Origin of the sequence: Citrobacter sp. Cpo100 (genome assembly GCF_030332595.1) — a bacterium.
GTDB classification, from domain to species: domain Bacteria; phylum Pseudomonadota; class Gammaproteobacteria; order Enterobacterales; family Enterobacteriaceae; genus Citrobacter; species Citrobacter portucalensis.
In genome coordinates this window covers 368,018-388,142 of record NZ_JAOWHM010000031.1, presented here as the reverse complement: position 1 = coordinate 388,142, position 20,125 = coordinate 368,018, and the positions used below count along the sequence as shown (strand labels likewise).

Here is a 20,125-nt window from a genome sequence, read left to right as displayed (position 1 = left end):
TACGCCACCCGGCAAAAGATTAAATCTTACATGCGCCGCTTTCGCAGCCATCGTCCTGAATGGACGGTACCAGATCGTCCTGAGAGTCTTCCGCACCGTCACGGGTGTTCTGATAATACAGCGTTTTGACACCAAATTTGTAGGCGGTGAGCAGGTCTTTCAGCAACTGCTGCATCGGTACTTTTCCGGACGGGAAGCGCGACGGATCGTAGTTGGTGTTGGCGGAAATCGACTGATCGATAAATTTCTGCATGATGCCTACCAGCTGCAGATAGCCGTCGTTGTTTGGCATTTCCCACAGCAGTTCGTATGCGTCGTGCAGGTGTTCGTAGTCCGGCACGACCTGACGCAGAATCCCATCTTTCGATGCTTTGATGCTCACGTAACCGCGTGGCGGTTCAATACCGTTGGTGGCGTTGGAGATCTGCGAAGAGGTCTCGGACGGCATCAGGGCTGACAGCGTGGAGTTACGCAGGCCGTGAGTCTTGATAGATTCACGCAGCTGTTCCCAGTCCATATGCAGCGGTTCGTTAGCGATAGCATCAAGATCTTTTTTATAGGTATCAATCGGCAGAATACCTTTCGCATAGGTGGTTTCGTTAAACCATGGGCATGCGCCTTGCTCTTTTGCCAGCTCGTTAGAAGCCTTCAGCAGGTAATATTGAATCGCTTCAAAGGTTTTGTGAGTCAGGTTATTGGCGCTGCCGTCAGAGTAGCGTTTACCGTTTTTCGCCAGCCAGTAAGCGTAGTTGATCACGCCAATACCCAGCGTACGACGACCCATCGCACCGCGTTTGGCGGCCGGAATCGGATAATCCTGGTAATCGAGCAGCGCATCCAGCGCACGTACCGCCAGTACAGCCAGCTCTTCCAGTTCGTCCAGACTTTCGATAGCGCCCAGGTTAAATGCGGACAGCGTACACAGTGCGATTTCGCCGTTTTCATCGTTAACGTCGGTTAGCGGTTTGGTCGGCAGAGCAATTTCCAGGCACAGGTTGGACTGGCGTACCGGCGCGACAACCGGATCAAACGGGCTATGGGTGTTGCAGTGGTCAACGTTCTGAATGTAGATACGACCGGTCGAGGCACGTTCCTGCATCATCAGTGAGAACAGCTCAACCGCTTTCACGCGCTGTTTGCGGATGCTGTCGTCGTTTTCATATTGGGTGTACAGACGCTCGAACTCATCCTGATCGGCGAAGAACGCGTCATACAGACCCGGGACGTCGGACGGGCTAAACAGGGTGATGTCGCCGCCTTTCAGCAGACGGGTGTACATCAGCTTGTTGATCTGTACGCCATAGTCCATGTGACGAACGCGGTTGCCTTCGACGCCACGGTTGTTTTTCAGGACCAGCAGGCTTTCAACTTCCAGGTGCCACATTGGGTAGAACAGCGTGGCTGCACCACCGCGTACGCCACCCTGAGAGCAGGATTTCACCGCAGTCTGGAAATGCTTGTAGAACGGGATACAGCCGGTGTGGAACGCTTCACCACCGCGAATCGGGCTACCCAGCGCACGGATGCGACCAGCGTTAATGCCGATACCGGCACGCTGAGAAACGTATTTCACAATTGCGCTGGAGGTTGCGTTGATGGAGTCCAGGCTGTCGCCGCACTCGATTAGTACGCAGGAGCTGAACTGACGCGTTGGGGTACGCACGCCGGACATAATTGGCGTCGGCAGCGAGATTTTGAACGTAGAAACGGCGTCGTAGAAACGTTTTACATATTGCAGACGTGTTTCACGCGGATAGTTAGAGAACAGGCAAGCCGCTACCAGAATGTAGAGGAACTGTGCGCTTTCATAGATCTCACCGGTAACACGGTTTTGCACCAGATATTTACCTTCCAACTGCTTCACCGCAGCGTAGGAGAAGGTCATATCACGGTCGTGTACGATGAACGAGTCCATCTGCTTGAACTCTTCTTCCGTGTAGTCTTCCAGCAGATGATTGTCGTATTTGCCCATTTGAACCATTTTCACGACATGGTCGAACAGCTTTGGCGGTTCAAACTCACCGTACGCTTTTTTACGCAGATGGAAAATCGCCAGACGGGCAGCCAGATATTGATAATCCGGCGCTTCGCGGGAGATCAGGTCGGCGGCTGCTTTGATGATTGTTTCATGGATGTCGGAGGTCTTGATTCCGTCATAAAACTGAATGTGGGAGCGCAGCTCGACCTGAGAAATCGATACGTTATTCAGTCCTTCTGCCGCCCAATCCAGAACTCGGTGGATTTTGTCGAGATTGATGCGCTCTGTACTACCATCACGCTTTGTCACCAGCAGACTCTGATTCATGTGGTTTTTTACCTGTCCGTGAAAGAAAAAATATCCCCCATATTATCCACAGAGTCATGTTGTGACTAAGTCTGTGGATAAATACTATATGTAGGGGTTGTTTGATAAAATAGACGCTATATGGTGAGTATTCTAGTAGGGATTCTTTTCAGCACAAGAGTTGATTTTGAGGTTAAATTGAGGTTGCAAAAGGGTGATAATCGCTAAGTGCGCGTCTTATAAGGCCTGGCGGGGATGTCAATAATTGAGAAAAAAAATAGAAAATTTGATCGAGTGCTGATTTCTTCATCTAAGGCAAGGAAAGTTCTTATGATCTGGCACAGGATTTGTAGGCCTGATAAGCGAAACGTCAACAGGCATGGTTCCAGTAAGCATGCCGGATGGCGGCGTTGCACGCTTTATCCGGCCTACAGGAGCGGTTAATCAACCTTGGCGGTGGTATGTACCATATAGTTCACATCAACGCCCGGGCCAAGTTTGAAGGTGTTGGTGATGGGGTTGTAATGCAGGCCGGTCATATGGCGCTCTTTCAGTACGGTCTGGTCAACCCAATCTAATAATTCAGCAGGCTTAATAAACTTTTTCACATCGTGCGTGCCTTTCGGCACCATGCGCAGAATATATTCCGCTCCGACCACCGCCATCAGCCAGGATTTGCCGTTGCGGTTAAGCGTGGAGAAAAATACTTCACCACCCGGTTTGACCAACCTGGCGCAAGCTCTGACCACTGACTGTGGGTCTGGCACGTGCTCCAGCATTTCCATGCAGGTGACAACGTCATACTGATGTGCATGCTTTTCCGCATGCTCTTCGACGGTTTCTTGTACGTACTCTACCTGGATACCGCTTTCCAGTGCATGCAGTTTTGCTACCTGCAGCGGTTCAAAACCCATGTCCAGTCCGGTAACGGTGGCACCTTCGCGCGCCATACTCTCTGCCAGAATACCGCCGCCGCATCCGACGTCGAGTACCTTTTTACCAAACAGGCCGCCTGAGCGCTCAGTAATATAGCCCAGACGCAGTGGGTTAATGCGGTGCAGCGGCTTAAATTCACCCTCAAGATCCCACCAGCGTGACGCGACTGCTTCAAACTTGGCAATTTCTTCATGGTCAACGTTGTGAGCTACCGGAGGTTTTTCGGCATTCATTGGGGCTTCTACTCCTAAATTTGCGTTGCAAATGAGTATATCAGCCTGACGGGATGAATAAAGCCTCTGTCAGGGGGAATCCATTTACCTGAATCTGCACGGATGTGTTATAATTTGCGACCTTTGAATCCGGGATACAGTAGAGGGATAGCGGTTAGATGAGCGACCTTGCGAGAGAAATTACACCGGTCAACATTGAGGAAGAGCTGAAGAGCTCCTATCTGGATTATGCGATGTCGGTCATTGTTGGCCGTGCGCTGCCGGACGTCCGAGATGGCCTGAAACCGGTTCACCGTCGCGTACTTTACGCCATGAACGTATTGGGCAACGACTGGAATAAAGCCTATAAAAAATCTGCCCGTGTCGTTGGTGACGTAATCGGTAAATACCACCCTCATGGTGATACCGCCGTTTACGACACCATTGTTCGTATGGCGCAGCCATTCTCCTTGCGCTACATGCTGGTAGATGGTCAGGGTAACTTTGGTTCTGTCGATGGCGACTCCGCAGCGGCGATGCGTTATACGGAAATCCGTATGTCGAAAATCGCCCATGAGCTGATGGCTGACCTGGAAAAAGAAACGGTTGATTTCGTCGACAACTATGACGGCACCGAACAAATTCCTGACGTCATGCCGACCAAAATTCCTAACCTGCTGGTGAACGGTTCGTCCGGTATCGCGGTAGGTATGGCGACCAACATTCCGCCGCACAACCTGACCGAAGTGATCAACGGCTGTCTGGCATATATTGACGATGAAGACATCAGCATTGAAGGGCTGATGGAACATATTCCGGGTCCGGACTTCCCGACTGCCGCGATCATCAACGGTCGTCGTGGTATCGAAGAAGCCTACCGTACCGGTCGTGGCAAAGTGTACATTCGCGCACGCGCGGAAGTCGAAGCGGATGCCAAAACGGGTCGTGAAACCATCATCGTTCACGAAATTCCGTATCAGGTAAACAAAGCGCGCCTGATTGAGAAAATCGCCGAGCTGGTAAAAGACAAACGCGTTGAAGGCATCAGCGCGCTGCGTGACGAGTCTGACAAAGACGGTATGCGCATCGTGATTGAAGTGAAACGTGATGCGGTCGGGGAAGTGGTTCTGAACAACCTCTATTCCCAGACCCAACTGCAGGTTTCCTTCGGTATCAACATGGTTGCATTGCACCATGGCCAGCCGAAGATCATGAACCTGAAAGATATTATTGCCGCGTTCGTACGTCACCGCCGTGAAGTCGTTACCCGTCGTACTATCTTTGAACTGCGTAAAGCCCGCGACCGTGCGCACATCCTTGAAGCGCTGGCGATTGCGTTGGCGAACATCGATCCGATCATTGAACTGATCCGCCGCGCGCCGACCCCGGCTGAAGCGAAAGCTGCGCTGGTTGCGCGTTCGTGGGAACTGGGCAACGTTTCCGCCATGCTGGAGCGTGCCGGTGATGACGCCGCGCGTCCTGAATGGCTGGAGCCTGAATTTGGCGTGCGTGACGGTCAGTACTATCTGACTGAACAGCAGGCCCAGGCTATTCTGGATCTGCGTTTGCAGAAACTGACCGGCCTTGAGCACGAAAAACTGCTCGACGAATACAAAGAGTTGCTGGAACAGATCGCTGAACTGCTGCACATTCTGGGCAGCGCCGATCGTCTGATGGAAGTTATCCGTGAAGAGATGGAGCTGATTCGTGAACAGTTCGGTGACGCTCGTCGTACCGAAATCACCGCGAACAGCGCTGACATCAACATCGAAGATCTGATTAGCCAGGAAGATGTAGTCGTAACCTTGTCTCATCAGGGGTACGTGAAATATCAGCCGTTAACCGATTACGAAGCGCAGCGTCGTGGCGGTAAAGGTAAATCAGCAGCACGCATTAAAGAAGAAGACTTTATTGACCGCCTGCTGGTGGCCAACACCCATGACACGATCCTCTGCTTCTCCAGCCGTGGTCGTTTGTACTGGATGAAGGTCTATCAGTTGCCGGAAGCAAGCCGTGGCGCACGTGGACGTCCAATCGTCAACCTGTTGCCGCTGGAAGCTAACGAACGTATTACCGCAATTCTGCCAGTACGTGAGTACGAAGAGGGCGTGAACGTCTTCATGGCAACCGCCAGCGGTACCGTGAAGAAAACGGCGCTGACCGAGTTCAGCCGTCCGCGTTCTGCAGGTATTATTGCGGTTAACCTGAACGAAGGCGACGAACTGATTGGTGTAGATCTGACATCCGGCAGTGACGAAGTCATGTTGTTCTCTGCGGCAGGTAAAGTGGTGCGCTTTAAAGAAGATGCTGTCCGTGCAATGGGTCGTACCGCGACCGGTGTACGCGGTATCAAGCTGGCGGAAAAAGATAGCGTGGTATCGCTGATCGTTCCGCGCGGTGAAGGCGCTATCCTGACCGTTACTCAGAACGGTTACGGTAAACGTACGGCGGCGGAAGAGTATCCGACCAAGTCTCGTGCGACCCAGGGCGTTATCTCCATCAAGGTTACCGAGCGCAACGGTTCCGTTGTTGGCGCTGTGCAGGTTGAAGATACCGACCAGATCATGATGATCACCGACGCAGGTACGCTGGTACGTACTCGCGTGTCGGAAATCAGCGTGGTAGGGCGTAATACCCAGGGTGTGATCCTTATCCGTACTGCGGAAGACGAAAACGTCGTGGGTCTGCAACGCGTTGCTGAACCGGTTGATGATGAAGAGCTCGACTCCATCGACGGAAGTGCCGCTGAGGGCGACGAGGATATCGCGCCTGAAGCGGAAAGCGATGACGATGTAGCAGCGGATGACGCTGACGAGTAATTAAACATTGTAGTACTGTGCACAAGGGAGGCTTTGCCTCCCTTTTTTACGTCCTGAATAATCCCTTACCCATCAGCTCATTATCTTTTTCTAACCGTCCACCCGCTTCTTGTATAAAAATACAAAAATAAATGAATAATTATAACTCTGTGAGAGTGCTCACTGTTTGTTCACTCTTTTACCGCTAACTTTTCTCTGCCCAATAAAAGATTTTTTAACATCCGCTATGAACAGGAGACCTGCAAACTATTTAAGAAAAAGCACCTGAAGTGTGAAAGAAAAATGCGTTGGCTGCCTCAGTCTGTCAGTTCATCTCTGACGGATGAATATACTTTTACCTCGGCGTTGGGAGTTAACTATGATAGTTGAAATTGCGGAAGGCTTTATCCATCTTTTTCAGAGTGCAGGGAAGATATTCTCTGGGATGATCGTCAGTACCATTCCGATGTTGATAACATTAATTCTGACGGTTAATTTCATTATGAAGTTAATAGGTCAACAGCGAATGGAAAAAGTCGCGACCCTGATGGGGAAATCAAAAATATTAACATACGGAATATTGCCCAGTTTTGCCTGGTTCTTCCTTAGCAGCCCCGGCGCGCTGACAATGGGTAAGTTCCTGCCTGAACGGTGTAAGCCCGCTTATCAGGATGCACTGGGCAGTACCGTACATCCACTGACCTCGCTGTTTCCCCACATCGTACCATCGGAACTCTTTATCTGGCTGGGAGTGGCGGCGGGGATTACCCGACTCGACCTTCCTGTTGCCGACTTGGCATTGCGTTATATCGCTGCAGGTATTCTGCTTGGATTTATCCGCGGTTTTCTTACCGAATATATCTTCACAAGGTTGGAAAAACGCGAACTTAATCAGGAATAAGGAAAGACAATGAAAGTGCTATTTTCGGCTGATGTCGTAAAAGCTGGAAAGAAAGTAGAAGAAGGGCTGCTTAATGGCATGCTCATAACGTTTAACGATCGCGCACCGGAAGATTATCTCGATTATGTGCTGGTTATAAAGAATATTGTTTTTGATAGCGCACCGTTACAAAAAACAGCGAACTATGTTTTACAGATTAATAACCAGATATGGAATATCACCTGCTGGGGAGATGCTGCGTGGCAAAATCTATGTGAGCTGGGTCATATTACAGTGGTATTTGACGGGGCAGAAAAGCCAATTGCCTATGGTTCATTACACGTTAAAAGCGGTTTCTCGCCTTCCGTTAATGAATTAACGGGCCCATTGACAATAATGAGGAAAACCAATGAAAACCGTGCTGATTAAAAAAGGTCATTCAGGAATTGGCGATGACATGTATTTATCTCGCGATACCAGCAAAGTAATCTTGTCGCTCACCGGGAAAAGCATTGACCCTATTGCAAAAAAACTGGGTGAAATGCTCGAGATGCCGGTGGTTAACGGCTTTGATGCAATGCCAGATGATAAGAAAATCCTCTGCGTGGTGATCAACTGCGGTGGTTCATTGCGCTGCGGCATCTACCCGCAAAAAAGAATCAAGACCATCAACATCCTCCCTACCGGCGCGATGGGACCGCTGGCGAAGTATATCACTGAGGATATCTATATTTCTGATGTCAGCAGCGAATCGCTATCGTTGATTGAAACGCTTAACCAACCGGTCAATGCACACGAAGAGGTTAATCTTGCTGAACCTTTGCCCGCAGGTGATGCTTCGGCGGTTGTCAGCCGCCAGGTTGACACAAAACCAAGCGGTTCAGCAACCAACACTGCGCTGGAGTTGATGACCCGATTTGCTACGAGTATCGGTAATTTTGTCAGCCTGCTGTATACCTCTGCGCGTGAGTCGGTTGAGCTGTGCATTAAAAACGTTATCCCGTTTATGGCTTTTATCTCTGTGTTAATTGCTTTGGTGCAGGAAACGGCAATTGGTCAGTGGACCGGGAATGCGCTATCACCGCTTGCCGGGTCGTTAACTGGCTTGTTTGTCATCGCGATTATCTGCGGCTTACCGTTTATCTCACCCATTCTGGCTCCTGGCGCGGCCATAGCACAGGTTGTGGGTGTGTTGGTGGGAACATTAATCGGTAGCGGAGTGGTTTCTCCACTGATGGCGTTGCCGGCACTGTTCGCGATAAATGTTCAGGTAGGGGCCGATTTTATTCCTGTCGGGCTTTCCATGCAGGAGGCGAAAGAGAAGACCATTCGTCTTGGCGTTCCTGCCTTCCTGTTATCACGAATGATTACCGCTCCTCTGGCGGTGGCTATCGGCTATCTGTTTTCTTTTGGTTTGTTTAACTGAGGAATCATGTAATGAATAAAATCAATGCCGCGGTGGTTGGCGCGGGAATTTATGGCAAACACCATATCAATGCTTACCACTATAATCCGTGGGTGAATCTGGTCGGGTTTTGCGAAATCAACCCGGACATTCGGGCCAGCGTAGCTCAGGAGTTTCATATTCCCGGCTTTGCATCGCTGGCAGAACTGTTTGCCGCTACGCAAGTTGATCTGGTATCGATAGCCACCCCGGATCCTTTCCACTTTGATGCAACAATTGAGTCCATTACCGCTGGAAAACATGTGCTGATTGAAAAGCCGATGGCAACAACGTCGGCGGAATGTCGGGAGATTATCCGTTGCGCTACAGAGTATGGGGTGAAAATTGGTGTTGATTACCACAAGCGTTGGGACGGAATGGCGCAACATATTCATCATGAGCTATTGAAGCCTGAAACCGGTCAGGTACTACGTGGCTATATGAGCATGGATGACATCATCGATGTGCCAAAAAACTGGTTATCGTGGGCGAATGAAAGCTCACCCGTCCATTTTCTCGGCACTCACTGTTTCGATTTAATTCGATACTATATGAACGGTGCCAACGCAGTGAGCGTCTATGCGATAGGGCAGAAAAAGAAACTGGTTGCTGAAGGTATCGACTCCTGGGACACCATTCAGTCTTTTGTTACGTTTGAAAATGGTGCGCAATGGACGGTGGAGGTGGGATGGTGTCTGCCCTCTACGTTCCCCAAAGCAAATGATGGTCGTAGTTTTGTTATTACTGAAAATAACTATTATCGAGCAGATGCGCAGTTGCGCGGCTATGAAATGTTTACACCACAACGTAGCGCGACACCAAATTATAACTTTATCAATTATGTTAATAACAAGGCCAGCGGATACGGAATTCAGCCAATACATGATTTTGTGGAGCATATATTATTTGATACACCTTATCTGGCAACGGCAGAAGACGGCTTACAGGCTACGTTAATTTGCGAGGCAGTACATCATTCACTATCAACAGGAAATATTGTGCACTTGTAATTAATCTTTTTTTTACGTCTCATAAGTATTTTTCTTTGACTTAAATTTCTATGATTAAAGTAGGGTGTCTTATTCCCCCCAACCCTGCCAATGATCATCGCTTATGGGGCGTCTTTTCATTATTCATATTCAGATAACAATATTGCAGGGCATGAAAGAAAAGCGTATGCAGTGACATTTTCAATGCGGCAAAACTCAGAGGACTGACGCTGGATTGAGGAGTGTACAGGGTCACATCGGCAAGCGATGTGCCGCTCTGGTGGCAGGCGACAGCCAGCGAGGCAGCCTCATGCTCGCGAATCAATGTAATCAACTGGTTATCCGGTTCATCTTTGGGACCCGGTAGCAAGATTACGGAATCACAATCTGTCAGGCTGTTGGCTAACAGCGAATCGGCATTTTGATACTCAACGGGAATACAGACCTTACCAATATCACTGTAGTCCTGAATGATATTACTGAGTAAAGAGCCTAGTTCCCGGGAGTGACAAAAATAAAGGTTGCGGCTGGAGCTGATAATTTCAAAGAAAGTATTAATTGCTGCTGGGTTATTATTGTTGATAAATTCACTGAGAATAACATTGTTCTTTGTTGCCTGTGCTGGAAGCAGCACTGCAGGTTCACTGCGTAGACATTTAATTAAATCATATTTAAAAGAAGTAAAACCGGTATAACCGAGCGCTTGAGCAAAACGAACAATAGAAGGTTGGCTGGTCTGAGTCTTTTTTGAAATTGCTGTCGATGTCAGTTTTTCTGCGCCTGATAATGTAGCCAGAATGTAACGACTAATAGTTTGTTCCGTGTGTGAGCCAGTTTTCACCAGTAACTGAAGTTGTTCGATAATGTTCATTGAGGTCCCTCGGTTTTGTTTATTATGACATATACACTTTTTCCTTCAAGTTACCTCTGTGTTGCCTGGCGAGTGGTTAACGTGAAGAGGATTGACGGCGCTTCCCCCGCATAACGTTGAGCAGGGCAAGCAGCAAAGCGTTTTTTCTCATTTTCAGATAAGACTGCTGAACGGCCTGTGATTTCTACGCTATAAACATGTGGAATTATCGACACAATGACCATTTGGTTGTGTAAATATTGCGGGGTTAAGGCAAGGGTTTCAGAGCGGTGTATCATATTCCCGTAAAGAGAGGGCATTGCGACGCCGGACATTTACCGCTACCTTAACCACACTCTATTAATGCCCTGAGGCGGAGCTTCGCCCCTTTGAAATACCTTGCTTCCGTTCATTCAACCCTAAAAGTTTCACGCTACCTGTTCAGAGCGTTGGCGCTCGTTATCTGGTGTCTGATTGCGTTCGCCTCCGTGTTCTACATTGTGAATGCGCTGCATCAGCGAGAGTCTGAGATCCATCAGGAGCTTAATCTCAGCTCCGATCAGGCCCAGCGCTACATTCAGCGCACATCTGATGTCATTAAAGAACTGAAATACATTGCCGAGAATCGCTTAACGGCAGAAAACGGCGTGATGTCGCTGCGGGCGCGAGATGATAAAACCGTCGTGCCAAATTTTGAGCCGCTGTTTGCCGACTCCGACTGTTCTGTCATGGGCAACGCCTGGCGAGGTTCTCTGGAATCACTGGCCTGGTTTATGCGCTACTGGCGCGACAACTTTTCCGCCGCCTATGATTTAAATCGAGTGTTCCTGATCGGCAGCGACAACCTCTGTATGGCCAATTTCGGCTTGCGTGATATGCCCGTCGAACGTGACGAGGCCCTGAAGGCGTTGCATGAGCGCATTATTAAGTATCGCAATGCTACGCAAGATGAAAACGGCAACAACCTGTTCTGGATCAGCCAGGGGCCACGTCCGGGAGTAGGGTATTTCTATGCGCTGACGCCGGTTTACCTCGCCAATCGCCTCCAGGCGCTGTTGGGCGTAGAGCAGCCTATTCGTATGGAGAATTTCTTCACGCCGGGCAGTTTACCGATGGGCGTGACCATCCTCGACGAAAATGGGCATGCGCTGATTTCGCTCACTGGCCCTGAAGGGAATATTAAGGCTGAGCCCCACTGGATGCAGGAACGCTCCTGGTTTGGTTACACGCCGGGTTTCCGCGAGCTGGTATTGAAGAAGAATCTGCCTCCGTCCTCCCTGAGCATCGTCTATTCCGTTCCGGTCGATCTGGTGCTGGAGCGGATCCGCATGATGATCCTGAACGCTATCTTGTTGAACGTGCTGGTTGGCGCGGCATTGTTTATGCTCACGCGCATGTATGAACGGCGCATTTTTATTCCAGCGGAAAGCGATGCTCAGCGGCTGGAAGAACATGAGCAGTTTAACCGTAAAATCGTAGCTTCTGCGCCGGTGGGTATTTGTATTCTGCGCACGATGGATGGGATTAACATCCTGAGTAACGAACTGGCGCACACCTATCTGAACATGCTGACGCATGAAGACCGTCAGCGGTTAACGCAAATTATTTGCGGCCAACAGGTCAATTTTGTTGATGTACTGACCAGCAACAATACCAATCTGCAAATCAGCTTTGTGCACTCGCGCTATCGCAATGAAAACGTGGCAATTTGTGTCCTGGTTGATGTCAGTGCGCGCGTTAAAATGGAAGAGTCGTTGCAGGAGATGGCACAGGCGGCGGAACAGGCTAGTCAGTCCAAATCGATGTTCCTTGCGACGGTGAGCCATGAGCTACGTACACCGTTGTATGGCATTATCGGAAACCTTGATTTGTTGCAAACCAAAGAGTTACCGAGTGGGGTGGATCGTCTGGTAACGGCGATGAATAACTCTTCCAGCCTGCTGCTGAAAATTATCAGCGATATTCTCGACTTCTCAAAAATTGAATCTGAACAGCTGAAGATTGAGCCGCGAGAGTTTTCACCGCGTGAAGTCATGAACCATATTACGGCTAACTATTTGCCGCTGGTGGTCCGCAAGCAGTTGGGGTTGTACTGCTTTATCGACCCGGATGTGCCCGTGGCGCTGAATGGCGATCCGATGCGTTTACAACAGGTGATTTCTAATCTGCTGAGTAACGCAATCAAGTTTACCGATACCGGTTGTATTGTGCTGCACGTGCAGTGCAGCGGCGACTACCTGAGCATTCGAGTGCGTGATACCGGTGTAGGGATCCCTGCCAAAGAGGTGGTTCGGTTGTTCGATCCTTTCTTCCAGGTGGGGACTGGCGTACAGCGTAATTTCCAGGGAACGGGACTCGGTTTGGCGATTTGTGAAAAACTGATCAGCATGATGGATGGGGATATTTCCGTCGATTCCGAGCCGGGAATGGGGAGTCAGTTTACGCTGCGTATTCCGCTTTATGGCGCACAGTATCCGTTGAAAAAGGGTGTAGAAGGATTGGCTGGCACGCGTTGCTGGCTGGCAGTACGCAATGCGTCACTGTACCAATTTCTCGAATCCAGCCTGACGCGTAACGGGATGACGGTGCTGCGATATGAGGGACAACAGCCCGATGCGGATGACCTGCTGGTGGCCGACGATGTGCTGGAACAGGCCTGGCAGGGACGGGCAGCGGTAATTTTCTGCCGCCGCCATATTGGCATTCCGCTGGAAAGAGAGCCTGGAGAATGGGTACACAGCGTGGCGTCACCGCACGAACTGCCTGCGCTGTTGGCGCATATCTACAGTGTAGAGCTGGGGAGTGAAGATCTCTCCACGGCGTTGCCAGCCCCGGATAAAGCCGGTGCGACGAACGATGACATGATGATCCTGGTTGTTGACGATCACCCTATCAACCGGCGCTTACTGGCCGATCAGCTGGGATCGTTGGGATATCAGTGTAAAACGGCGAATGACGGTGTGGATGCGCTCAACGTACTCAGCAAAAACCATATCGATATCGTGCTGAGTGACGTCAACATGCCAAATATGGATGGTTATCGCCTGACGCAGCGTATCCGCCAGCTAGGGTTAACGCTGCCTGTTGTGGGGGTAACGGCAAACGCGCTTGCCGAAGAGAAGCAGCGTTGTCTGGAATCAGGTATGGATAGCTGTCTGTCCAAGCCGGTGACCTTAGACGTATTGAAGCAAACGCTGGCGGTCTATGCGGAAAGAGTGAGAAAAACGCGGGGATAGGGGATAAAAGAGCCGGATGGCGGCGTTAGTCTTATCCGGCCTACGAAAAGTGCACGATGCTGTGTGTTCGTAGGCCTGATAAACGCAGCGCCATCAGGCATTTTGACGTGATAAAGAATTATTCTTTGTCTGACGGACTCAGCGTCACGGAGGAGAGGTAATTCAGCAGTGCGATATCGTTTTCCACACCGAGCTTCATCATTGCCGATTTTTTCTGGCTGCTGATGGTTTTAATGCTGCGGTTGAGCTTTTTAGCGATTTCAGTAACCAGGAAACCTTCGGCAAACAAGCGCAGAACTTCACTCTCTTTCGGTGACAGACGTTTGTCGCCATAGCCGCTGGCGCTGATTTTCTCCAGCAGACGAGACACGCTTTCCGGGGTAAATTTCTTACCTTTCTGCAGCGCGGCCAGCGCTTTTGGCAGGTCGGTTGGCGCACCTTGCTTCAGTACGATCCCTTCAATATCGAGATCCAGTACCGCGCTCAGGATAGCCGGATTGTTGTTCATGGTCAGAACGATAATCGACAGGCTCGGGAAATGGCGCTTGATATATTTAATTAACGTGATCCCATCACCGTATTTATCTCCCGGCATGGAGAGGTCGGTAATCAACACATGCGCATCCAACTTAGGCAAATTGTTGATCAGTGCAGTGGAGTCTTCAAATTCGCCGACAACATTTACCCACTCGATTTGCTCAAGTGATTTACGAATACCGAACAGTACAATCGGGTGGTCATCGGCAATAATTACGTTCATAGTGTTCATGTATTGGGCTACCTTGCTACAGCAAGCTCTTGACGTAAACGTCAATGTCGCTGATGTATTTTTCTATACCTGGAGCATCTTTCTCTTGAATAAGATGTTCCAGCGCTTCACATAACTGCTTGCCGGGTACCAGATTAAGCATGGCAAACACGCCTTTCAGGCGATGGGCCGTTTGGGCTAATGCAGCGAAATCGCTGATAGCCGCCTCAGTATACAACCTCTTAACATCATCCGGTACTGTGTCTACAAAGAGTGCGTAGTAACCACTGGCATGAAGTTCGGCGTTTTCATCTCCGCCGAGGGGGAGTTCCTGGAACTCTTCTTGTGCCAGCTGCTCTTCAATCAGCTCAAGGACAGCTTCCTGCATAGCATTGCTCATATTAAAGTTGACGCGCAGCTGGCCGGGGCCAATTTTCCGTACGCCAGACTCATCATCGCTTAAAAGCAAGCCCGAGGCAGTAAGATTAGACGGATTATCCGTTAAAAAGAGATCATATTCTTGACTATTCAACCGTTCATCAGGCGTGATGCAGGTTGCCCCCCAGTTTTCCAGCTGACGTAATACAATGCTCCGTACGTCATTTGAGGTGACATCAACCATTACGCAGACGTCATCCAACAGGCGCTCTTCACTATCAGCATGTTGATCGTGCAGCGGCATTTTAACATGGACGATGTAACGTGTTCCAAGTTCTTCCCGCGCTTTAATATTCAAGTGTCCGCCAAGCTTGCGGGCTAACTGATCGCACAGCCAGAACGTCAGCGGGTTGGCTTTGCCATACCGATCGCCCTGCGTGTCATTAATGAATGGGAAATGGAGATTATCAACTTCATTTAATGTGACGCCTTCCCCGGTATCCAGAATGCGGAAGGTCAGGCGTTCGGCCTCTGACTCATCCTGGTCGACTTCCAGCGTGATTTTACCAATCTGCGTGGTGGTTACCGCATATTGGATCAACAGCAGCAAAATACGGCGCAAGGCATCGCGATCGCCACGGCGTTCGTCATGGGCGCTTAAGTGATTTTTAATCAGCAACTGCAGCCCTTTACGCTTAATGGCCGGCAGAACCTCCGGAACCACGTCGTCAATTAATGCCTGCACGGAAAACAGTGTGGATTCACCTTTCCAGGCATCGTTCTCCAGCAGGTTGGCTAGCTGGATTTCGTCCACCATGCGCACCAGAACGTCGGCCTGATTGGCCAGTTTCTGGCTGTCTGGTGTATTGAGCGCGGCGGCATTAGCAGCCAGCGTTTTCGCGGGGTCTTTCAGCGCGCTGCCAATATTCTGCATAAAGGCCGCGCGGGCCTGCTGGTTTTTCTCATACAGCCGCTGCGCTTGCTTCAGTTTCTTATTGACCAGCACCTCGCGGTCCTGGTCACGAATGATAAAGATCTGCGTTCTCGGGGAGATCTGGCTGCGAAACAGTCTGATTTCATACAGTTCATTATTGATGGTGGCCTGAATCACTCCCTGATGCTGCTCTGCCATATTGGTAATGTTTTGCAGATTTAAATGCGGCAGCAGGTGGTCGGCAATTTTATTGCTGATAACCGTGCGGTTTGCTTCCTGATCGTGTACCAGTAATCCCAGCGGCAGAAGGGAAACAATCTCTTCATTGATTGCGCGCAGAACACGCAGCTCATTATTTGCCGCAAGGTTTGGCGCCACTTCAGTCGAACGGGCAGGGAGGTGGCGAAAGGTGGTATAACCAAACAGCGCCAGGGCCAGTAACGCAATGTTCAATAACAGCGGCAGCAGAATGTTTTGCAGCGTATCCAGCAGCAAGGAACCGAATGGAACTTGCCATACCAGTCGCATATCCGTTGAATTCAGCGCTGAAGAGATTTCAATCTTGCCATTGTTGAAGCTGATACTGACGCTGTCTGGTGACTCTTTTTCAGTAACATGCTCGGTTGTTGAGGTGGCATCAGGTTCCAGATGGAAACCGTCCAACGGCATCCCGGGAGGGATCAGGTCATTAATGGGGAGGTCAAAGGCGACAACGGTGGCCAAATGCCCTGGCTGATTAAAGGTCGTACGTAGCGTGAAGTAATGTCCGTTCTGCCAGACCTGGCGGCGCAAAGAAGAGAAGCTTTCACGCTCATCCAGCGCATTAGCCTGTTGCAGCATTTCAGCGCGTCGGGAATCGACAATATTCCCAATCGTCGATTCTTTAAAACCGGAGGTAAGATCTTTCAGTGGTAACGTTGAGATTAGGATCAGGCTGTTATCCTGACCATTCAGGTAATACATTGACCATGGGACATTCTCCGCGCCCCACAGCGTATCCAGATACGTTGAAATGCGCTGGGTCATTTCCAGTGTAGAACTGTCATGCGAGCCGAAAATCAGCGCTTCAGTCTTTCTGCGGGGTTTCTCAAGATAATAGATATCTTGTTTCAGACGCGTTTCCTGTAGCCCATCTGCGCCTGGTGAACTGGTTGTAGCGGCAATATTGTCATAGATTTGCCAGGTCACGTATCGCCAGGTATCGACCCTTTTATGAATGGCATGGGTAATATCGACAATCTGATAACTCTTATCCTTTAGCCAGGTGTTGACGGCGCTCTGGACCATAACACCCATCATCACCAACAGCACAACGATCAGTAATAAGAAGAAACGGGTAATACTTCCTGGTAACAGGGAGAATCGGGTGGAAACCGTTGTGTCAGACTGACTCATTCGTGTTTATGACCTGTTAAACGACGCGAAAGATGAAAGGGCAGTATAAAGGGTAATGTATGAATTACCACACTTACACCGCGCCGCCTGGCCTGCATTCTTTGCGCCTGATTTTGTTGCAGTCATGGCGGTGCAAAGGTGTACAGTGGATAAAGGTGGGTACAAATATTCGTACGGAATGTATACATTTAGCATTAAATAACAAGAAATTATTTATCAAACTTATATCTGATCGTGACGCCCGAGATAGTTAATAGTCGTTATAGTTTTTCATCGGTAGCACAGAAAGGTAAGCTTTGTGTAAAGAAGGGTAAAAAAAAACCGAACGCTGAGCATTCGGCTGAAATAGGGGTAAACAGACATTCATAAATGAATGACGGTAATAAATAAAGTTAATGATGATAGCGGGTCTATTTTAGTTGCGAGTGAAGATTTTGTTTTGTCATTCAGTGCTATAAGATATTTTTGTATAATGCATTGATTTTAAAGAAAATTGAAATGATTCTTGATTATTTGTGCTTATTTCGACTGTTTTTTGATTTTAAAAAAGTTCCCTTGTATTAACATTTAGAAACATCTATGCCGATAAATGAAACACCTTAAAAGTTTTAGTATCATATTCGTGTTGGATTATTCTGTGTTTTTGCGGAGAATGAAGTTGCCGACTGGTTAATGACCTTAATCAGTATGCAGTGGCATAAAAAAGCAATAAAGGCATATAACAGAGGGTTAATAACATGAAAGTTAAAGTACTGTCCCTCCTGGTACCAGCACTGCTGGTAGCAGGCGCAGCGAATGCGGCTGAAATTTATAACAAAGACGGCAACAAATTAGATCTGTACGGTAAAGTCGACGGTCTGCACTATTTCTCTGATGACTCTTCTAAAGATGGTGATCAGACCTATATGCGTATCGGCTTCAAAGGCGAAACTCAGGTTAACGACCAACTGACCGGTTACGGCCAGTGGGAATACCAGATTCAGGGTAACGCGCCTGAATCTGAGAACAACTCCTGGACTCGTGTGGCGTTTGCGGGTCTGAAATTCGCTGACGTAGGTTCTTTCGACTACGGTCGTAACTACGGCGTAGTTTACGACGTAACGTCCTGGACCGACGTCCTGCCAGAATTCGGTGGCGACACCTACGGTTCTGACAACTTCATGCAGCAGCGTGGTAACGGCTTCGCGACCTACCGTAACACCGACTTCTTCGGTCTGGTTGATGGCCTGAACTTTGCCCTGCAGTACCAGGGTAAAAACGGTAGCCCGGAAGGCGAAGGTATGACTGGTGTGACCGGCAACGGTCGTGATGCGCTGCGTCAAAACGGCGACGGCGTTGGCGGATCTATCACTTATGATATCGGTGAAGGCTTCGCACTGGGTACTGCTGTCACCAGCTCCAAACGTACTGACGAGCAGAACCGTTTGAACTTCGGTACTGGCGACCGTGCTGAAACCTACACTGGTGGTCTGAAATACGACGCGAACAACGTGTACCTGGCAGCACAGTACACCCAGACCTACAACGCAACGCGTGCGGGCTCCCTGGGCTGGGCTAACAAAGCACAGAACTTCGAAGCCGTTGCTCAGTACCAGTTCGACTTCGGTCTGCGTCCGTCCGTGGCTTACCTGCAGTCCAAAGGTAAAGACCTGGGCCGCGGCTATGGCGACGAAGATATCCTGAAATATGTTGATGTTGGCGCGACTTACTACTTCAACAAAAACATGTCCACCTATGTTGATTACAAAATCAACCTGCTGGATGACAACCAGTTCACTCGTGATGCTGGCATCAGCACCGATGACATCGTAGCACTGGGTCTGGTTTACCAGTTCTAATCTACATTATGTCTATCAAAGGCCCTGCGGGGCCTTTTTTAATGCCGTTTTTTCGCCGTACAAACAACGATTTTTGGTGTACTCTTGCGCCCGTTCGCATGAGGATAATTACGTATGGAAATGAATTTTTATCGCGCAGCACTGCTGGCTGTGACGATCTTTTTTGTCGGGTGCGATGAGGCCCCGAAACCTGCTCAGACCACAATTCCTGCCACGGTTCTGGAAGGTAAAACGATGGGCACTTTCTGGCGGGTCAGTGTGGTAGGCGTAGATGCCAAACGCGCCAGGGAACTGCAGGCCAAGATCCAGACTCAGCTTGATGCCGATGATCAACTGCTCTCCACCTATAAAAACGATTCTGCGTTAATGCGCTTTAACCTGTCGAAAAGCCTGTCGCCGTGGCCGGTTAACGACGCCATGGCGGATATCGTGACTTCGGCGCTACGCATTGGTGCAAAAACCGATGGGGCCATGGATATCACCGTGGGGCCGTTAGTCAACCTGTGGGGCTTTGGCCCGGATCAGCAGCCGTTGCATATTCCCACCCAAGCGCAAATTGACGCTGCAAAAGCGCAAACCGGACTTTCTCATCTGAAAGTTGTGAATGAAGCGCATCAGAACTACCTGCAAAAAGACTTGCCGGATCTGTATGTTGATCTCTCTACCGTTGGTGAAGGGTACGCCGCCGATCATCTGGCTCGATTGATGGAGCAAGAGGGGATCTCCCGTTATCTGGTTTCCGTTGGTGGTGCGCTGAACAGCAGGGGAATGAATGCTGAAGGGCATCCGTGGCGAGTGGCAATCCAGAAACCCACCGATCGTGAAAACGCGGTGCAGGCGATTGTCGACATTAACGGGCACGGCATTAGCACCTCCGGCAGCTACCGGAACTATTATGAGCTGGACGGTAAGCGCCTTTCCCATGTTATCGATCCACAAACCGGTCGCCCGATCGAACATAATCTGGTGTCCGTAACGGTGATTGCGCCAACGGCGCTGGAAGCCGATGGCTGGGATACCGGATTGATGGTGCTCGGCCCGGAAAAGGCCAAAGAAGTCGTGCGTCGTGAAGGGCTGGCGGTCTATATGATTGTGAAAGAGGGTGAGGGGTTTAAAACCTGGATGTCGCCGCAGTTTAATAGCTTTCTGGTCAGCGAAAAAAATTAAAAAGCAAGATTGCGGGTTTTTATGCCCGACGATGGG

14 protein-coding genes are annotated in these 20,125 nt (G+C 49.7%); 8 read left to right on the top strand and 6 right to left on the bottom strand.

Going from position 1 to position 20,125, the window contains the following annotated elements; genetic code table 11:
* Positions 1–19: 19 nt before the first annotated feature.
* Complete coding sequence (nrdA, locus tag OGX96_RS08705) at positions 20–2,305, bottom strand: class 1a ribonucleoside-diphosphate reductase subunit alpha (protein WP_286582740.1); 2,286 nt, start codon at positions 2,303–2,305, stop codon at positions 20–22.
* A gap of 419 nt (positions 2,306–2,724) precedes the next feature.
* Positions 2,725–3,453 carry a bifunctional 2-polyprenyl-6-hydroxyphenol methylase/3-demethylubiquinol 3-O-methyltransferase UbiG gene (ubiG, locus tag OGX96_RS08700; RefSeq protein ID WP_048234860.1) on the bottom strand — a complete coding sequence of 243 codons (729 nt, stop codon included), beginning with the start codon at positions 3,451–3,453 and terminating at the stop codon, positions 2,725–2,727.
* Positions 3,454–3,611: 158 nt separating this feature from the next.
* Here ubiG and gyrA point away from each other — a divergent pair, with 158 nt between their 5' ends.
* The 5 genes from gyrA to OGX96_RS08675 all read left to right on the top strand — a co-directional run bounded on the left by gyrA (position 3,612) and on the right by OGX96_RS08675 (position 9,564).
* Complete coding sequence (gene gyrA, locus OGX96_RS08695) at positions 3,612–6,251, top strand: DNA topoisomerase (ATP-hydrolyzing) subunit A (RefSeq protein ID WP_128317415.1); 2,640 nt, start codon at positions 3,612–3,614, stop codon at positions 6,249–6,251.
* A 358-nt stretch (positions 6,252–6,609) separates the two neighbouring features.
* Positions 6,610–7,131, top strand: coding sequence for a PTS glucitol/sorbitol transporter subunit IIC (gene srlA, locus OGX96_RS08690; protein ID WP_006683705.1), 522 nt, complete (start codon positions 6,610–6,612; stop codon positions 7,129–7,131).
* Between the two features lie 9 nt (positions 7,132–7,140).
* Positions 7,141–7,539 (top strand): PTS glucitol/sorbitol transporter subunit IIA, encoded by a 399-nt coding sequence (locus OGX96_RS08685; RefSeq protein WP_048224679.1) that lies wholly within the window; start codon positions 7,141–7,143, stop codon positions 7,537–7,539.
* A complete protein-coding gene (gene srlE, locus OGX96_RS08680; RefSeq protein ID WP_048224678.1) occupies positions 7,520–8,536 on the top strand; it encodes a PTS glucitol/sorbitol transporter subunit IIB in 1,017 nt (338 codons plus the stop codon). The genes OGX96_RS08685 and srlE overlap by 20 nt, the downstream gene beginning before the upstream one ends.
* Before the next feature lie 11 nt (positions 8,537–8,547).
* Positions 8,548–9,564: a Gfo/Idh/MocA family protein gene (locus OGX96_RS08675; protein ID WP_048224675.1), complete on the top strand. Its 1,017-nt coding sequence runs from the start codon at positions 8,548–8,550 to the stop codon at positions 9,562–9,564.
* Between the two features lie 94 nt (positions 9,565–9,658).
* Here OGX96_RS08675 and OGX96_RS08670 read toward each other — a convergent pair whose 3' ends face one another.
* Together OGX96_RS08670 and OGX96_RS08665 are read right to left on the bottom strand one after the other, a co-directional pair.
* Positions 9,659–10,414 carry a MurR/RpiR family transcriptional regulator gene (locus OGX96_RS08670; protein WP_048224672.1) on the bottom strand — a complete coding sequence of 252 codons (756 nt, stop codon included), beginning with the start codon at positions 10,412–10,414 and terminating at the stop codon, positions 9,659–9,661.
* Between the two features lie 50 nt (positions 10,415–10,464).
* Complete coding sequence (locus OGX96_RS08665) at positions 10,465–10,728, bottom strand: hypothetical protein (RefSeq protein ID WP_198801524.1); 264 nt, start codon at positions 10,726–10,728, stop codon at positions 10,465–10,467.
* A 54-nt stretch (positions 10,729–10,782) separates the two neighbouring features.
* Here OGX96_RS08665 and rcsC point away from each other — a divergent pair, with 54 nt between their 5' ends.
* Positions 10,783–13,629 (top strand): two-component system sensor histidine kinase RcsC, encoded by a 2,847-nt coding sequence (rcsC, locus tag OGX96_RS08660; RefSeq protein ID WP_008785313.1) that lies wholly within the window; start codon positions 10,783–10,785, stop codon positions 13,627–13,629.
* A gap of 118 nt (positions 13,630–13,747) precedes the next feature.
* Here rcsC and rcsB read toward each other — a convergent pair whose 3' ends face one another.
* On the bottom strand, positions 13,748–14,398 hold the full coding sequence (gene rcsB / locus OGX96_RS08655) for a response regulator transcription factor RcsB (protein WP_003027592.1): 651 nt from the start codon (positions 14,396–14,398) through the stop codon (positions 13,748–13,750).
* Between the two features lie 16 nt (positions 14,399–14,414).
* Positions 14,415–17,084, bottom strand: coding sequence for a phosphotransferase RcsD (gene rcsD / locus OGX96_RS08650; protein WP_060683514.1), 2,670 nt, complete (start codon positions 17,082–17,084; stop codon positions 14,415–14,417).
* Positions 17,085–17,821: 737 nt separating this feature from the next.
* Between rcsD and OGX96_RS08645 the strand changes: the two genes are divergently transcribed.
* Both OGX96_RS08645 and apbE read left to right on the top strand, forming a co-directional pair.
* Complete coding sequence (locus OGX96_RS08645) at positions 17,822–18,922, top strand: porin OmpC (RefSeq protein ID WP_057066398.1); 1,101 nt, start codon at positions 17,822–17,824, stop codon at positions 18,920–18,922.
* 114 nt (positions 18,923–19,036) lie between these two features.
* Positions 19,037–20,089 carry an FAD:protein FMN transferase ApbE gene (gene apbE, locus OGX96_RS08640; protein ID WP_079934557.1) on the top strand — a complete coding sequence of 351 codons (1,053 nt, stop codon included), beginning with the start codon at positions 19,037–19,039 and terminating at the stop codon, positions 20,087–20,089.
* The last annotated feature ends 36 nt before the right edge of the window (positions 20,090–20,125 follow it).

Bases quoted from the DNA above. Each gene is read 5' to 3' on its own strand.
- srlE (WP_048224678.1), top strand. From the start codon at position 7,520: ATGAAAACCGTGCTGATTAAAAAAGGTCATTCAGGAATTGGCGATGAC.
- OGX96_RS08670 (WP_048224672.1), bottom strand. From the start codon at position 10,414: ATGAACATTATCGAACAACTTCAGTTACTGGTGAAAACTGGCTCACAC.
- rcsD (WP_060683514.1), bottom strand. From the start codon at position 17,084: ATGAGTCAGTCTGACACAACGGTTTCCACCCGATTCTCCCTGTTACCA.
- apbE (WP_079934557.1), top strand. From the start codon at position 19,037: ATGGAAATGAATTTTTATCGCGCAGCACTGCTGGCTGTGACGATCTTT.
- nrdA (WP_286582740.1), bottom strand. From the start codon at position 2,305: ATGAATCAGAGTCTGCTGGTGACAAAGCGTGATGGTAGTACAGAGCGC.
- srlA (WP_006683705.1), top strand. From the start codon at position 6,610: ATGATAGTTGAAATTGCGGAAGGCTTTATCCATCTTTTTCAGAGTGCA.
- ubiG (WP_048234860.1), bottom strand. From the start codon at position 3,453: ATGAATGCCGAAAAACCTCCGGTAGCTCACAACGTTGACCATGAAGAA.
- OGX96_RS08665 (WP_198801524.1), bottom strand. From the start codon at position 10,728: ATGTCCGGCGTCGCAATGCCCTCTCTTTACGGGAATATGATACACCGC.
- OGX96_RS08645 (WP_057066398.1), top strand. From the start codon at position 17,822: ATGAAAGTTAAAGTACTGTCCCTCCTGGTACCAGCACTGCTGGTAGCA.
- rcsB (WP_003027592.1), bottom strand. From the start codon at position 14,398: ATGAACACTATGAACGTAATTATTGCCGATGACCACCCGATTGTACTG.
- OGX96_RS08675 (WP_048224675.1), top strand. From the start codon at position 8,548: ATGAATAAAATCAATGCCGCGGTGGTTGGCGCGGGAATTTATGGCAAA.
- OGX96_RS08685 (WP_048224679.1), top strand. From the start codon at position 7,141: ATGAAAGTGCTATTTTCGGCTGATGTCGTAAAAGCTGGAAAGAAAGTA.
- gyrA (WP_128317415.1), top strand. From the start codon at position 3,612: ATGAGCGACCTTGCGAGAGAAATTACACCGGTCAACATTGAGGAAGAG.